Genomic DNA, 16,359 nt, shown 5'->3' with positions numbered 1-16,359 from the left:
GAATTATAGCATATCACCAATCATTATTTATATTTGCTCTACAATCAAATGCCCGTCTCAATGAATAAAAAAATTGTTAGTTACATTCTTCCGGTAGTTTTACTTTTTATTACCTCTGCAATATATTTCGCACCCGTTTTTGAAGGTAAAGTTGTACAACAATCTGACATTATCCATTACAAAGGGATGTCGAAAGAGATTGCTGTTTTCAAAAAAGAAACCGGAGAAAATACATTCTGGACCAGCACAATGTTCTCTGGTATGCCTACCTATTTAATTACTACCATTTACAAAGGCAACCTTAGCAAAAAGATAATCGATGTTATTTTAAAAATTCCACGTCCGGTGAGTTATCACCTGCTCTTTTTAAGTTTGTTTTACCTGATGTTAATTTTACTCGGTGTAAATCCCTGGCTCAGCCTGGCCGGAGCTCTGGCTTATGGCTTTACCTCTTTCTTTTTTGTGGTATTCGAAGCCGGGCACAATAGTAAAAGCCTTACCATCACTTATATATCGTTATTAATTGCAGGAATTATTCTGGCTTATAAAAACAAACGTTTGGCCGGAGCACTTATCAGCACCCTGGCCCTTTCGTGGATGATTGCCGCCAACCACCTCCAAATGACATACTATGCCGGTATAATGGTACTAATTATTGCCATTGTATATTTTATTTATGCCGTACGCGAAAAAACAATCATACCCTTTCTGAAAAGTTCAGGAATATTGGCAGCTGCTGCTGTGCTGGCCATTGGAATGAATATTTCAACTTTGTGGCCAATCTATGAGTACAGCAAGGATACTATCCGTGGGAAATCGGAATTAACCAGCGATTTGCACAAAAAATCGGATGGATTAGACCGCGATTATATCCTGGATTACAGCTACGATGTGGGTGAAGCTCTCACCGCCTTTATCCCTCGTCTGAAGGGAGGTAGCATGGCCGAGCCCCTGGGAGAAAACTCTCAGGTATATGATTTGCTGGCCCGCGGACAAAACAAACAAAATGCTTTGCGTATTGCCAACAACCTGCCTTTGTATTGGGGCAGCCAACCCATTGCCGGCGGACCGTTTTATTTTGGCGCTGTTTTATGCTTCCTCTTTGTGTTTGGCTTATTCATAGTAAAAGGGAAAGACAAATGGTGGATCGTGGCAACCGTAGTGGTTTCGTTCGCGCTCTCGCTGGGGAAATACTTCCCTTCACTGTCAAACCTGATGATCGATTATTTCCCGCTTTACAACAAGTTCCGCGATGTAAAAAACATTATTGTTATCCAGCAATTTGCTATGGCTTTTATGGGGGTGATGGCTATTTCGAAGGTTTATAAACGCGAAGTTTCAGATAAGGTTTTTAATAAAGCATTACTGTACTCTTTTGGTATTGCCGGTGGTTTAGCCCTTGTTTTTGCCGTGATACCGGGATTGGCGGGCGATTTTAATGCCGCTTCCGATGCCCGTCTCCTGCAAGCCGGATGGCCCGAGCAACTTTTAGATGCCCTGCAGGCCGACAGGAAAATGGTGGTACAAAAAGATGCTTTCCGAATCTTTATATTTGTAGCATTGGCAGCCGGTGTTTTATGGGCTTTCTGGAAAAAGAAATTAAAAGCTGAATACGCACTGGCATTATGGGTCGTTTTAATACTGGCAGATATGTGGCCCACCAACAAACGCTACCTGAACAACGATAGTTTTGTGGCTAAACGCCAAATGAATAATCCGTACACGCTGTCGAAAGCTGATGAGTTGATTCACCAGGATGAAGCGCTTTCCTACCGAGTGCTGAACCTTACTGTAAATCCGTTTACCGATGCATCAACCTCGTACTTCCACAAATCCATTGGCGGATACCATGCCGCCAAACTAAAACGTTACCAGGAATTAATTGATTACCATATCTCACCCGAGATTCAGACTATGAGCAGAATGCTGAACAATGGCCTGGCTCCCGATCAGGTCAGCATGCTGTTTAACAGCACTCCTGCACTAAAAATGCTGAATACCAAATACCTGATAATAAACCCGAATGGAGCACCGGTAAAAGATCCGGAACCATTAGGTAACGCCTGGTTTGTTAACAACTACGAGGTGGTTGAAAACGCCGATGCCGAAATCGATGCAATAAGCGAAATCAACCCTGCTGATAAAGCAGTAATCGACCAACGATTTGAACAATATGTTTCGGGCAAAACCTATCAAAAAAACGGAAACATTGAGTTGCTGGTTAGCGATCCGAATTACCTGAAATATGCCTTTAACTCGAGCTCCGAGCAACTAACCGTATTCTCCGAAATTTATTACGACAAAGGATGGGAGGCCTATATTGATGGCGAAAAAGCTCCCTATTTCAGGGTTAATTATGTATTGAGGGCCATGTCGGTTCCGGCAGGTGAGCACACCATTGAGTTTAAGTTCGAACCTCAATCCTACTTCTTAGGAACTAAAATATCGTATGCCAGCTCAATCGTTTTTATAATCCTGGCTCTCGCCTTCCTTGCAATAAACATTAAAAATAACGGAGGGCTATTACCCAAACCCAAAAAACATGCAGAAACGACATAGAGATAAATGGCAGTATTTTAACGAGCAAGCCTACACCACCCGGAAATACGTTATCCCCTATATCAAGGAGCTGCTGCAGCCTGGCACGGAATCAACCGTTCTGGAAATAGGATGTGGCGAGGGAGGCAACCTTCTTCCTTTTGTGGATATGGGCTGTAAGGTAACCGGTATAGACCTGTCGAAAGGGAAAATCGATAAGGGACAGGAATTTTATTCGACACATAAAAATCGGGCAAACCTGACGCTCATTGCCGATAATATTTACAACCGGAATGATTTGGGAAAATTTGATCTGATTATTCTTCGCGACGTAATTGAACACATCCCTAATCAGGAATATTTTATGTCCTATTTCAAATCTTGCTTTCATGCCAAAACCATCGTTTTCTTTGGTTTTCCGCCCTGGCAAAATCCCTTCGGAGGACATCAGCAGATTTGTCAGAATCGGATTCTTTCAAAAATGCCGTATATTCACCTATTGCCCATACCCTTATACAAAGGAGTTTTGAAATTATTTGGCGAACCAGAATCAAGAATCAACGAACTATTAGAAATAAAGGAAACAGGCATTTCCATTGAAAGGTTTGAAAACATTGTAAAAGAAAATGATTTCGAAATACTTGACAGGACTTTGTTTTTTATAAATCCCAACTACGAAGTTAAGTTTAAACTTCAGCCGCGAAAACAAAATAAAATCCTTGCAGGCATTCCTATACTTCGGAACTATTTTTCCACTTGTGCTTATTATTTATTGAGTGCAAAAGATCTGGTTTAATGTACCTGTGACTACCTTATGCTTCGTATAAGCGCGATTAAATCCAGACTCTCGCGTGCATCCTCAACCCCAAAACCATTCCCGGTTAGAATTTTCTGATAGGTTACAGTATGCAAATCGGTAAACCCTTCGCTAAACTCCACTTCCTTACCATCTACTTCTATAGAGCGATAAGTCCGTTTACCAGCTTTTGTTGCAACTTCAGGCAGGTCGTTGGCATCCAGACTTAAAAACCAGTTGACTTTTGCTTTTTCAAGAATCAGCTCACCTGATGCTATGGTAGCTTCATAAACCGATACGTTACTTTTCTGCACCTTCCCAAAAATCCAGGTAAGCATATCGAAAAAATGGATTCCAATGTTTGTAGCAATTCCACCGGATTTTTCTACATCTCCTTTCCAGCTTTTAAAATACCACTTGCCCCGCGAAGTGATGTATTTCAAATCGATATCAAAAAAGTCTTTGTCCGATTGTTCGATATCCTTTTTCAATTTCAGGATGGTTGGGTGATAACGCAGTTGCAATACGTTGTTCACTCTTTTTCCACTGTCAGCTTCCCATTCTTTAATTTTTTCCAAATCTTTTGAATCAATTACCAATGGCTTTTCACAAATCACATCACATCCGTTTTTTAAGGCCAGTTCAATATGTTTTATATGAATATAGTTGGGTGAGCAGATGCTAATGTAATCTACCGGCTCACCTTTTGCTTTTGACTGCTGAAGAAACTGCACAAGTTCTTTCTCCGAAGTAAAAAACTCGGCATCGGGAAAATAGCTGTCCATTCGGCCCATTACATCAAAGGTGTCCATGGCACAAACCAACTCATTACCGGTTTCTTTAATAGCCCTTATATGTCGTTCGGCTACAAATCCTGCAGCTCCTATTAATGCAAATCGTTTCATATAAAAATTTCACCGCTAAGACGCGAAGGCGCTAAGGTATTCTTTTGTAAACTTCACCTCCGCAACTCTGCGTCTCCGCGGTTAACTTTATTATAATTTATAAACTTTATCCGAAGCCTCCTTAATCATATTTCGCAGATCGACGACCAATTTTGAATTCTTCTCAATAAAATCGGCATCGAATGATTTATGATTGGTTGTAATAACCACACAGTCGGCAGCTGCCAAAACAGGTTCTGCCATTTCAAGCGATTCAAACCGACTTCCACTCCCTAAACTAACCGCAGAAATATAAGGATCATGGTAACTCACCTCTCCTCCTTTGTTTTCTACTTCCTCCATAATTTTTAATGCCGGCGATTCGCGCTCGTCATTGATATCCGGTTTGTAAGCCACACCCAAAAACAGAATTTTGCTGCCGTTAATAGCTTTTTTCTGCCGGTTGAGTGCCGATGTTATTTTAACGGTCATTCGGTGCGCCATAAGCAAATCGATGTGCCCTGCTGTATGAATCATCGACAAATCGAAGTTAAATTTCCGGGCAATGTGCTCCAGGTAAAAAGGATCAAGCGGAATACAATGCCCACCTATTCCCGGCCCCGGATAAAAGGGCTGAAAGCCGAATGGTTTTGTTGCTGCAGCATCAATCACTTCCCAAATGTTAATGTTCATTTTCCCGGCCAATAGCGCCAACTCGTTGATCAAACTTATGTTAACCAGGCGGTAGGTATTCTCGAGAATTTTTACCATTTCAGCTATACGAGGCGAACTCACCGTATGAATCTCCTCAACTGCAATCGAATAAATGGCTTTCCCGATTTCCAGCCCATCGTTGCTTATTGCACCCAACACTTTTGGTGTATTCAGCGTTGAATATTCCTTGTTTCCAGGATCAACACGCTCGGGCGAATAAGCCAACCAGAAATCTTCTCCTTCTTTTAATCCCGATTCTTTTTCAATAATTGGCAGTACAAATTCCTCGGTAGTAGTGGGATAAGTTGTGCTTTCCAAACAAATAAATGTTCCGGGCTGCAAATTCGCTCCAATTTGCCCGCATACATGCTCAATAAAGGACATATCAGGCTTTTTAAACTTATCGAGTGGTGTAGGAACACAAATAAATAAAGCATCGCATTTGCTCAAAAGCGAAAAATCAGATGTAGCACTTAGTTGGTGTTGTTGCACCAAAGTAGCAAGTTTCTCATCGTTTACATCGGCAATGTAATTGTTCCCGGAATTTATTGCTTCAACCCTTCCAGAAGAGGTATCGAAACCCAAAACCTTCACCTTTTTTGCAGCAAAACAGACCGCCAGCGGCAGCCCAACATAACCAAGACCAATTACCCCAACAGTGAGTTTTGTGTCGTGTATCTTTTGAATTAGCGCTTCTTTATTCCTCATTCTCGATAAGTTTCAATTTGCCGTTTTTAAGACTATACTTTTCTCCGGTTTTGGGACAAGTTAAATCATCTCCCAAAATTTCTCCGCTGCGGCTTACCCATCCCGTTTGTTTGGCAGGGACCCCGGTTACAAGGGCAAAAGCCTTTACATCTTTTGTTACAACAGCACCGGCGCCAACCATACAATATTCGCCCAAAGTAACTCCGCAAATAATGGTGGCGTTGGCTCCTATTGTCGCCCCGCGTTTTACCAGTGTTGTTTTAAATTCATCTTTCCGCTCAACACTACTTCGAGGATTGATAACATTGGTAAACACCATTGAAGGGCCGAGAAAAACATCGTCTTCGCAAATTACTCCTTCATATACCGAAACATTGTTTTGCACTTTTACATTATTGCCCAGCTTTACCTTGTTACCAACAAAAACATTCTGCCCAAGAATACAGTTCTTACCCATCTGAGCGGAATCCATAACATGCGAGAAGTGCCATATTTTTGTTCCGGAACCAATTTGTGCTCCTTCGTCAATAATGGCTGTTTCGTGTGCGTAATATTCTTTATTCATAGTACTTTTTCTTAACTACTTTGCGAGAAACTTTTTATGGCATTAACAATGTACTCCATCTGTTCGATATCCAGCTCCGTATGCATGGGCAGCGACAAAACCGTTTGAGTAATACGTTCAGCGATTGGAAAATCACCGGCTTTATACCCCAAACTTTTATAGGCTTCCTGCAAGTGCAATGCTTTTGGGTAATATACCATCGAAGGAATCCCATGGCTTTCCAGATAGGTTTTTAACTCGTCGCGCCGCTCAGATTGAATGGTATACTGATGAAAAGTATGCGTGCTATATTCTGTTCGCGCAGGAATTTTCAGCCCGTTCAAATTATTCAAATGCTCATCATAAAACCGTGCAGCCGTTTGTCTGGCATCTATATGCTTATCGATGTACTTTAGTTTTACCTCAAGAATTGCTGCCTGTATACTATCGAGCCTTGAATTTATTCCAATACGTTCGTATTCATATTTAGCCTTCATTCCGTGATTGGCAATAGAGCGAATTGTGTCGGCCAGTTTTATATCGCTCGAAAAAACAGCACCACCATCGCCAAATGCTCCCAGATTTTTTGACGGGAAGAATGAATTACAGCCTACGTGTCCGATTGTTCCGGCTTTCTTTTTTGTACCGTCAGAGAACAGATAATCCGTCCCAAATGCCTGGCAAGCATCTTCAACTACATACAAATCATGTTTTTTTGCAATGTTTACTACTGCTTCCATATTGGCACATTGTCCAAAAAGATGTACCGGCAAAATCGCTTTTGTTTTTGGCGTAATGACGGTCTCAATTTGCGCTACATCCAGATTAAATGTATCCGGATAAACATCTACAAAAACAGGTTTTAGCCCCATCAAAACCAAAACTTCAACGGTTGACACAAACGAAAAAGCAGTAGTAATTACCTCGTCTCCCGGTTTTAGATCCAGGGCCATAAACGCCAGCCGAAGTGCATCAGTCCCATTCCCACACGTAATTACATTGGTATTCAGATATTCGGCCACCTTCGCTTCAAAATCAAGCACCTTCCCACTTTTAATAAACCGGGTAGATTTAATTACCTCCTGAATGGCATTGTCAATCTCCGCCTTCATGGTGAGGTATTGCCCGTAAATGTCCGTCATGTGGATGGTTTGCATACCGCTTAGCTTGTTTTTAATAAACTATAAAAGTATAATTTTAGTGCCAGAATTAGTCATTAGATTTTTATTTCGCATATTCCCGGTCAGTTAGCGATAAAATATGAGAACAGATTCAAGTCGAATACCAAATTCTTTCTTCCTACGCGATGTAACCCAGGTGGCACCCGAGTTACTCGGAAAATTATTGGTACGACGATTTGACGATGGCACAATACATAAATTTAAAATTACTGAAACCGAAGCCTATCGCGGAGGTGAAGACAAAGCCTGCCATGCAAATAAAGGCTTAACGCCTCGTACCAAAGTGATGTTTGACGAAGGCGGATTGGTATACGTTTACCTGATATACGGAATGTACTGGATGCTAAACTTTGTCACCGGCGAGGTGGGAGACTCTTCTGCCGTTTTAATTCGTGGAGTGGAAGGCATTTCAGGACCGGGCAGAGTGGGCCGCGCACTGCTGCTCGACAAAAGTTTTTATGGTGAAAACCTTGCTACCTCAGAAAGAATATGGGTTGAAGATGCACGAGAAAATCCCCAATTCATAACCGCTCCCCGTGTTGGAATCGACTATGCAGGCGAACCCTGGATAAGTATACCCTGGCGGTTTATTTTAAAAGAATCATCAATGTAGAATTCTCAATATTCAATTCCCATGAAAAACAAGCTGAATATTCTAAATTGAAAATTGATTATTGGATATTAGGTTCAACTAAGTAAAAATTTCCAAAGTAGAATAATCAATTTTTAAGCTACGAGTATCAAGAATCAAATATCCGGCATCCAGCATCAAAATATCCAATATGGAATCCCCAATATTCAATTTTCAACAGAAACTGAAAACTGCGACTGATCACTGCAAACGTTTTACTTCCCTCCCATTACAAATCGATCATACAACCACAAGAAAATAACCGCTGAAACTGCTATACCTGAGAAAGCCATCCAAATATTTGAAGGTTGGTAATTCTGCCACAAATAATTGGTTAGTTCCACTTGTGTCATATTCATTTTATCGGCTGCCTGGGCAAAAAAGTCGTTTTTAGTAAATTCGGTTGAATATTCTGATGGAAACTGAATTCCACGATCAACTACTTCTTTTTGCAACAGGAAATATTTATCGGCAATACCTTCGTAAAAATCACCGGAAAGCCAACCCGCCAATTTATGGGCTGCGGCTATAGGCAAAAACGAAGTTCCCATATACAAAGCTTTTTGATCGGCCGGGGCAATTTTACCCACGTATTCGGTAAACTTTGGAGAGCTTCCCATTTCGCCAAGTGCAAAAATTAAAACACCCAACAAAATTAACCAGCCACTTTGTGTTGAGAACATCAACCCAATACCTCCGGCAAGAACAAGAATCCCCCCCATCATGGCAGCCAGCGGGCGGAAGCGCATAACAAATGCTGAAACCATTAGCTGAAATACAATAATAAAAAAGGAATCCATACTTGTCATCGATACGGCACTGATCGTTCCGTTTTCACCAATTGTTTCGGCCAGCCAGGGCCATACCGCATGTAATCCGTTATAAACCGAAGTTGTATCAATCCACTGATCTACAAATATTGGAAACGAATAATACAACTGGTTAAAAGCTGTCCAGAATAAGATCATGATCACCAGGAAAAGCACATATTTCCAATTCTGAAGTGTGATCCAAATATTTTTAAACGCTTGTGCAATATTTTGTAACAATGATTTACCATCCTTTTCAACTCCGGGTTCGCGAAACATAAAAAGAGTGAGCAATACATTTACTCCAATGGCGGCTACTGACATGTAAAATACCCACGACCAACTTAATTTTAACAACGCTCCGGCTATGAAAGGACCGATAAATCCACCAATATTTATCATCATATAAAAAATACCAAAACCAATTGAGGCAGTTTTTTCATTGGTAGTTTTTGCGATCATCGCCGAAATAATTGGTTTAAAAAATGCGCCACCAATACAGGTCCACATAAAAGCAAAATAAACGGGCCAATAAGAGTTAAAGCTGCTAATCATTAAAAACCCGGTGATATATATGCTAAAGGCCAATAATAAAATTCGCTTATATCCTACTTTGTCGGCAATGGCTCCGGTAATCACAGGTAAAAAGTACAACAATGCAGAACTGGTTCCCATAATTGCTCCCTTTTCGGCATTCGAAAAACCAAGTGCACCGGTATCGGTCGAACCTACCAAAAACAGCGGAAAAGCCAGGTAAAAACCATACCACGCCCAACGCTCAAATAATTCAATAGTGTTTGAAGTCCAGAAACTTTTACTGTATCCTTTTAATACTGAAAGAACTGCCATTTTTCAATAAATTTAGATGAAGCGTGAAAGGTAACATTTTTCGAAATATGTTCATCACCTCAATCCCGTAGAGCTGACATAACACATAAAAAAAAGAGGAAAGCTTTCAGTTGGCAGTTGCAGTTGACAGTTTTGCAATTTCACAATAGAACAATTTAGCAGTAGATCGCGAATGAGTAATTGAGTGAATGAGTAATAAATGCAGAACTTTGAATTTCGAATTATGATTAACGATTTTAGATTGCAGAACCAGAAAAGTATACAGTTTTCAGTCGCAGTTAACAGTTTTGCAAATTCACAATAGAACAATCTAACAGTAGATCGCGAATGAGTTATTGAGTGAATGAGTAATAAATGCAGAACTTTGAATTTCGAATGAAGATTAACGATTGTTGATTTCAGAAAGGCGAAGAAAGTTTACAGTTTTCAGTCGCAGTAAACAGTTTATCAATAGAACAATTTAGCAGTAATAAACAAATCTATTGTGTCCTATGTACCTAATGTGGTTCAGTTCTTAGTGTCTTTGAGTCTTTGTGTTTAATACAGTCGCAGTTTTCAGTTCTACAATTCGACAATAGGATAATTTAGCTGTATCGCGAATGAGTTATTGAGTGAATGAAGAGCAATTGAATGATGAATTTCGAATGATGATTAACGATTGTTGATTTCAGAAGTGGGAGGAAAGTTTTCAGTTGCCAGTCGCAGTGAACAGTTTAGCAATTTATCAATAGAACAATTAAGCAGTAGTAAACAAATCTATTGTGTCCTATGTACCTAATGTGGTTCAGTTCTTAGTGTCTTTGAGTCTTTGTGTTTAATACAGTCGCAGTTTTCAGTTTTACAATTTCACAATAGAGCAATTTCGCATTAACGTGAACGAGTAATGGAATAAATGAGGGGGTAAAATCTAAATTCGTTTATTCATCACAAACCCACATCGAAAAAGACTGATACAAAGGTGATGATCATTATAATAAGGAACAATGCAATAAAGAAAACAAGCACTCCCAGTTTGAAACTGAACCTTTTTTTCTCCTGTTTTGTCGAGTCTTTAAGTCGCTCTATCGACTCAACCAGTTTTTGGGGCGCCTGATCGTTTTTAATGATGTAGTCGGCCGCACCCAACTTCATAATTTTAACGGCAGTATCCACTTTACTTTGCGCACTCAGAAAGATAAAATCAATATGGCTGTATTCGCGCTCTACCTGAAGCATAAATTCCAAACCACTTGTACCTTCGGTTGAATAATCTAAAATTATAATATCCGGCTTTAAATGTATTTGTTTGAGACATTCATCTCCGTTTTTAAAAACTTTCAGATTCGAAAACTTGTTCGATTGCAAATAACCGACAATAAGATCTTTGTAAACGGTACTGTCTTCGATCAGAAAAATTAAAGGATTTTTTGTCTCTTGCATAATTTTAGAAATAGTGTTAGTGCTGCACTAAAAATAACATTAATTTATTTAGAAAACAACAGGACCGAAATGCTCAAAAAACCCTTAATCATTCGCAACTGACAGCAGAAAAAGGTACTTTTGAAAAATTAATACACGAATTATGTTACTGGCAATCGACATAGGAAACACAAACATTGTTTTTGGAATATACAAAGATAAAGAATGGCTAAACCACTGGCGCATTCAAACCGATCAACTGAAAACAGCCGACGAATATGAGGTTATTTTCCGCTCACTGTTAACTGCAGGAAAGATCTGCCGCACCGAAATATCACGGATAATCTTAAGCAGTGTGGTGCCTTCGCTTGTTCATCCGTTTCGCGAAATGTTATCCGGATTATTCAGCAATGCTGTTATTAACCATCTTAATCCTGATATTTATGATCGCTTACCCATAAAAGTGCTCAACCCATACCAAATTGGATCCGATCTGGTTGCCAATGCCACGGCTGCCTATCAAAAATATGGCAACAACACCATGGTAATCGATTTTGGGACTGCTTTAACGTTCACCACCATTGGTAAAAATTCAGCAATTTTAGGCGTTGCCATAGCGCCCGGGTTACGCACCGCCGTTGGCGCTCTTGCCGGGAAAACTGCACAATTACCGCAAATTCATATTGCGCCTCCGCCATCCGTTTTGGGCGAAAACACCATTCATGCTATTCAGTCGGGGATAATTTTCGGTTACACCGGATTGGTTGATTCTATGATAGAACGTACCGAAAAAGAAGTAGGCGAATCGCTTAATGTTGTAGCTACCGGAGGACTTAGTGCGGTAATCGCTCCGTTAACCAAAAATATTAAATTCTGCGAGCCCATGCTAACGCTCGAAGGGCTGGCTCAAATCAATTCATTTATATAACATCAGTGATCTCATACTTTTTTACAAGTAATTTTATTTCTTTTGCAGTGAACAAACTGTAGCAGAACAGTTGTTATTGTTTCAGTAATTTTTGGAAAAATGGAAGACGCGAAGGGGAAGCTGCTTGAATCAATAAACAATCCCGACGATCTAAAAAAAATACCGGTTGACCAACTCGAAGACGTTTGTCAGGAGTTGCGCGATTATATTATCGATGTGGTTTCAACCAATCCGGGGCACTTCGGAGCCAGTCTGGGCGTTATTGAGCTCACTGTTGCCCTGCATTACGTATACAATACGCCTTACGATCAGTTGGTGTGGGATGTAGGCCATCAGGCTTACGGACACAAAATACTTACCGGACGAAGAGACCAATTCGATACCAACCGGAAATACAAAGGACTTAGCGGATTCCCAAAACGTAGCGAAAGCGAATACGATGCTTTTGGTGTTGGTCACTCGTCAACATCTATTTCAGCTGCATTAGGAATGGCCATTGCCTCCAGAATTAAAGGTGAAAAAGAGCGCAAAGTAGTTGCTGTTATTGGCGATGGCGCCATGACCGGAGGAATGGCTTTTGAAGCATTAAATAACGCAGGAGGCGAAAATGCCGATATCCTGGTTATTCTTAACGACAATAATATGGCCATCGACCCAAGTGTTGGTGGATTAAATAAATACCTGCTCAACATTTCGAAGTCCGACACCTACAACCGGATGAAACACGATGTTTGGGAAGGACTGGGAAAACTGGATGGTTTTGGAAAGAAAGCACGTAAGTTTATCCAGAAAAACCAGCATGCGCTGAAAAACATGATCCTTAAAGAGAACAATCTTTTCGAAGCTTTCAACTTCAGGTATTTCGGCCCGATTGACGGACACGATGTGCGGTATTTAACCAATGCATTAAACGACCTGAAAGATATTCCGGGGCCAAAACTCTTGCATGTAATCACCCAAAAAGGTAAAGGTTTTAAACAGGCCGAGATTCATCAAACCAAATGGCACGCGCCGGGTATTTTCGATAAGGAAACCGGCGAAATATACAAGTGCGATTGCAAAATTGATCAAGCACCAAAATTCCAAAATGTATTTGGAGACACTTTGGTTGAGCTGGCAGAGAAAAACGAGAAAATTGTGGGGATAACTCCTGCCATGCCTACCGGTTGCTCTATGAATAAAATGATAGAACAAATGCCGGGTCGTGCTTTTGATGTGGGAATTGCCGAACAACACGCCGTAACTTTTTCGGCAGGGCTTGCCGCGCAAGGTATGGTTCCGTTCTGTAATATCTACTCAACGTTTATGCAACGCGCCTACGACCAGGTGATACACGATGTGGCCATTCAGAAATTACCCGTAATTTTCTGTCTCGACCGCGGAGGACTGGTAGGTGAAGACGGGCCTACACACCATGGCGTTTTTGATATTGCTTATATGCGTTCGGTCCCGAATATGATTGTATCGGCACCAATGGACGAAATTGAACTGCGCAACCTGATGTACACTGCGCAGTTGGATGAGATTAACCAGCCATTTTCAATACGTTACCCACGTGGTTGTGGCATAACTACCGACTGGCAAAAGGAATTTGAAAAAATTGAAATTGGTAAAGGCCGGAAATTAAATGATGGCAGCGACATTGCTTTATTGTCGATAGGAAAAACCGGAATCTTTGCACAACGGGCAGTAAAATTACTGGCCAGCAACGATATTTCGGCTGCACACTACGATATGCGTTTTGTAAAACCGCTCGATACTGAGATGCTTACAGAAATCATGGAGAATTTCGATCAGATTGTAACCATCGAAGACGGCAGCATTCAGGGCGGATTTGGAAGTGCGATTCTTGAATTTATGGCCGAAAACGGTTTCACCAATAAAATAAAAATACTGGGAATTCCTGATCAGTTTATCGAACACGGAACTCCCGAGGAACTTTACCGGGAATGCGGTATCGATACTCAAGGTATTGTTATTACTGCAAAACAATTAGTTGGTAAAACAAAAATCGTTTAAATAGCCGGTCACAATAATATTCAAAATTTCGATTGCCCCTTTATTTCGGCAATCCGTTTATCGGTATAATATTTTTATCTTTAAGTCGTTCTGAAGAATGTACTTAAAAACCATTTGCATTGGACATTTATCTTAAACGACGACGGGGAAAAATTTTACTGCTCATCTTTGCTGTTCTTATCGGAGTAGCATCAATGCTATACACCAACTGGCTAACCAAAAAAATGGCCAACGAAGAACGCAACAAGGTTGAAATCTGGGCCGATGCGATAAAGGGAATCAATAATGCTACCATCGAAATCACCACGCCCGAAATGGCTCAGCTCCAAACGCGTTATCTCCAGTTTCTGGGTACGGTTAGCGAGAAAAACACAACTATTCCCATCCTGATATTAAACCCTGACGGGACTTTTAACACCGACCGAAATATTGCCTACCGCGAAGACCGAAAAGAAGAAGTGCTGCAACGCGAACTAAAAAAAATGCAGGATTATGCAGCGCCAATCCCAATCGATTTAGGCGACGATTATAAACTGATGTTGTACTACCGCGAATCAACAATTCTGCGAAACCTGCAGTTGTATCCGGTTATACAGCTGGCGGTTATAATGATATTTATTCTGGTTGCCTATTTTGCATTTGTGGCTACCAACCGTGCCGAGCAAAACCAGGTGTGGGTGGGCATGTCGAAAGAAACAGCGCACCAGCTGGGCACTCCTATATCGTCGTTAATGGCATGGATTGAACTGCTAAAACTGAAAGATGTTGATCCCAATCTGATTAAAGAGCTGGAGCAGGATACTTCGCGCCTGGAACGTATTACCGAACGTTTTTCCAAGATCGGATCAAAACCGGAATTGCTGCGCGTTAACCTCATCGAAGTACTAAATTCGGCCGTTTCGTACCTGAAACGACGTTCGTCGGATAAGGTGAAATTTGAGCTGAATTACGACACCAACGCTTATATTGAAACCCCATTGAATGCGGCTCTGTTCTCGTGGGTTATTGAGAATTTATGCAAAAATGCCATCGATGCAATGAGCAATCACGGCACCATAACCATTCAGGTAAAAGAAAAAGAAAAGCAGGTAAATATTGACCTTACCGACACCGGCTGCGGTATTTCTAAAAATCATCAGAAATCGATTTTCCATCCCGGCTTTTCAACCAAAAAACGCGGCTGGGGTTTAGGCCTTTCCCTGGCAAAACGAATTGTTGAAATATACCACAAAGGCAAAATTTTCATCAAATCGTCAGAAATGGGAAAAGGAACCACATTCCGAATTGTTCTGTACAAATAAAATCAAAACAATAACGAGCAATTCTATTGTGTTCGATCGCCGAACTTAGCACTAATGCAAACGGCTCAGGTTTAACTGTTTTGATTTGGAAAGAATTTTGAAATATTTCAAGGTTTTCTTTAACTGTTAATAAAAAATTTATACTTTTGCATCCACTTTTTTGGAATCGTGAGCTGGAAGAGCAAATATAATATTGAGTTTAAAGGCCTTAAAGAAGGCCTGCACGATTACCAATTTGAGGTGAACGATAAGTTCTTTGTACATTTTGAGGAGAGTCTGGTTGACAACGGGGAAATTAGCGTAAAAGTTGAACTTGAAAAACGAAGTGCATTTCTGAAACTAAGTTTTGCACTTGAAGGATGGTTGGAGCTTGTATGCGACCGCTGCCTCGACAGTTATCAGCAAGACGTGTCTTTAGAAACCGAATTATTTGTAAAATTTGGTGAAGAAGATGAGTTTGAAGACGGCGACAATGTTATCTGGGTTTTACCCGAAGAACACGCCATCAACCTGGCTCAAATCATTTACGAATACGTTACACTGAGTATTCCGTTGCGGCATGTTCATCCGGATGAAAGCGGAGAAAACGGCTGTAACCAGGAAATGATTGACAGATTAAATAATATTACACAGTTCGATGCGGAGGATGATGAAGAAGAAGAAATTGATCCGCGCTGGGCTGCATTAAAAAACTTAAAGAATAATAATTAAAAATACATAACAATGGCACATCCAAAGCATAAAACATCGAAAGCTAGAAGGGATAAAAGACGTACCCATTACAAAGCAGTTGCCCCTACTCTGGCTACTTGCTCAAACTGTGGAACAACTGTTAAATACCACACAGTATGTCCTGAATGTGGTTACTACAGAGGTAAACAAGTAATTGAAAAAGAAATTGCATTATAGTTAAATAAGCATCCGGAAGTTCCGGATTTAACTAACAAAAATCCATCTTTGGTAAGTTCCGAAGATGGATTTTTTGTGCCCCCCTGATCGCATTTCCTATTTTCTGATTTTTCGAACAATGTTATAAATTGTTCAGCCATAAAGAACATT

The 16,359-nt window shown here is 40.6% G+C and carries 14 protein-coding genes; 8 read left to right on the top strand and 6 right to left on the bottom strand.

What is annotated here, in order from left to right:
• The first annotated feature begins 60 nt into the window (after positions 1 to 60).
• Together LH29_RS02660 and LH29_RS02655 are read left to right on the top strand one after the other, a co-directional pair.
• Positions 61 to 2,559: a YfhO family protein gene (locus tag LH29_RS02660; protein WP_052670555.1), complete on the top strand. Its 2,499-nt coding sequence runs from the start codon at positions 61 to 63 to the stop codon at positions 2,557 to 2,559.
• Positions 2,543 to 3,334 (top strand): class I SAM-dependent methyltransferase, encoded by a 792-nt coding sequence (locus LH29_RS02655; RefSeq protein ID WP_045025990.1) that lies wholly within the window; start codon positions 2,543 to 2,545, stop codon positions 3,332 to 3,334. The genes LH29_RS02660 and LH29_RS02655 overlap by 17 nt, the downstream gene beginning before the upstream one ends.
• A gap of 11 nt (positions 3,335 to 3,345) precedes the next feature.
• On the opposite strand, the gene LH29_RS02650 is transcribed toward LH29_RS02655, so the two are convergent.
• The 4 genes from LH29_RS02650 to LH29_RS02635 all read right to left on the bottom strand — a co-directional run bounded on the left by LH29_RS02650 (position 3,346) and on the right by LH29_RS02635 (position 7,341).
• Entirely contained in the window at positions 3,346 to 4,239 is an 894-nt protein-coding gene (locus LH29_RS02650) for a Gfo/Idh/MocA family protein (protein ID WP_045025989.1), read from the bottom strand.
• A 90-nt stretch (positions 4,240 to 4,329) separates the two neighbouring features.
• On the bottom strand, positions 4,330 to 5,640 hold the full coding sequence (locus tag LH29_RS02645; RefSeq protein WP_045025988.1) for a nucleotide sugar dehydrogenase: 1,311 nt from the start codon (positions 5,638 to 5,640) through the stop codon (positions 4,330 to 4,332).
• Entirely contained in the window at positions 5,630 to 6,205 is a 576-nt protein-coding gene (locus LH29_RS02640) for an acyltransferase (protein ID WP_045025987.1), read from the bottom strand. The genes LH29_RS02645 and LH29_RS02640 overlap by 11 nt, the downstream gene beginning before the upstream one ends.
• Before the next feature lie 11 nt (positions 6,206 to 6,216).
• Positions 6,217 to 7,341 (bottom strand): DegT/DnrJ/EryC1/StrS family aminotransferase, encoded by a 1,125-nt coding sequence (locus LH29_RS02635; RefSeq protein WP_045025986.1) that lies wholly within the window; start codon positions 7,339 to 7,341, stop codon positions 6,217 to 6,219.
• Between the two features lie 103 nt (positions 7,342 to 7,444).
• Between LH29_RS02635 and LH29_RS02630 the strand changes: the two genes are divergently transcribed.
• Positions 7,445 to 7,978 carry a DNA-3-methyladenine glycosylase gene (locus tag LH29_RS02630; RefSeq protein WP_045025985.1) on the top strand — a complete coding sequence of 178 codons (534 nt, stop codon included), beginning with the start codon at positions 7,445 to 7,447 and terminating at the stop codon, positions 7,976 to 7,978.
• 233 nt (positions 7,979 to 8,211) lie between these two features.
• On the opposite strand, the gene LH29_RS02625 is transcribed toward LH29_RS02630, so the two are convergent.
• Positions 8,212 to 9,654: an MFS transporter gene (locus LH29_RS02625; RefSeq protein WP_045025984.1), complete on the bottom strand. Its 1,443-nt coding sequence runs from the start codon at positions 9,652 to 9,654 to the stop codon at positions 8,212 to 8,214.
• Positions 9,655 to 10,578: 924 nt separating this feature from the next.
• Entirely contained in the window at positions 10,579 to 11,073 is a 495-nt protein-coding gene (locus tag LH29_RS02620; protein ID WP_045025983.1) for a response regulator, read from the bottom strand.
• Positions 11,074 to 11,215: 142 nt separating this feature from the next.
• Here LH29_RS02620 and LH29_RS02615 point away from each other — a divergent pair, with 142 nt between their 5' ends.
• From LH29_RS02615 to rpmF, 5 genes are all read left to right on the top strand, one after another.
• Positions 11,216 to 11,980 (top strand): type III pantothenate kinase, encoded by a 765-nt coding sequence (locus LH29_RS02615; RefSeq protein WP_045025982.1) that lies wholly within the window; start codon positions 11,216 to 11,218, stop codon positions 11,978 to 11,980.
• Between the two features lie 99 nt (positions 11,981 to 12,079).
• A complete protein-coding gene (dxs, locus tag LH29_RS02610) occupies positions 12,080 to 13,999 on the top strand; it encodes a 1-deoxy-D-xylulose-5-phosphate synthase (protein WP_045025981.1) in 1,920 nt (639 codons plus the stop codon).
• 119 nt (positions 14,000 to 14,118) lie between these two features.
• Positions 14,119 to 15,300 carry a sensor histidine kinase gene (locus tag LH29_RS02605; RefSeq protein ID WP_045025980.1) on the top strand — a complete coding sequence of 394 codons (1,182 nt, stop codon included), beginning with the start codon at positions 14,119 to 14,121 and terminating at the stop codon, positions 15,298 to 15,300.
• 168 nt (positions 15,301 to 15,468) lie between these two features.
• On the top strand, positions 15,469 to 16,011 hold the full coding sequence (locus LH29_RS02600) for a YceD family protein (RefSeq protein WP_198152329.1): 543 nt from the start codon (positions 15,469 to 15,471) through the stop codon (positions 16,009 to 16,011).
• 12 nt (positions 16,012 to 16,023) lie between these two features.
• Positions 16,024 to 16,209 (top strand): 50S ribosomal protein L32, encoded by a 186-nt coding sequence (rpmF, locus tag LH29_RS24235; RefSeq protein ID WP_074780135.1) that lies wholly within the window; start codon positions 16,024 to 16,026, stop codon positions 16,207 to 16,209.
• The last annotated feature ends 150 nt before the right edge of the window (positions 16,210 to 16,359 follow it).

The organism is Draconibacterium sediminis, assembly GCF_000949475.1.
Lineage (GTDB): Bacteria > Bacteroidota > Bacteroidia > Bacteroidales > Prolixibacteraceae > Draconibacterium > Draconibacterium sediminis.
The sequence above is the reverse complement of the archived record's forward strand: the minus strand, read 5'-3'. Positions and strand labels throughout refer to the sequence as shown.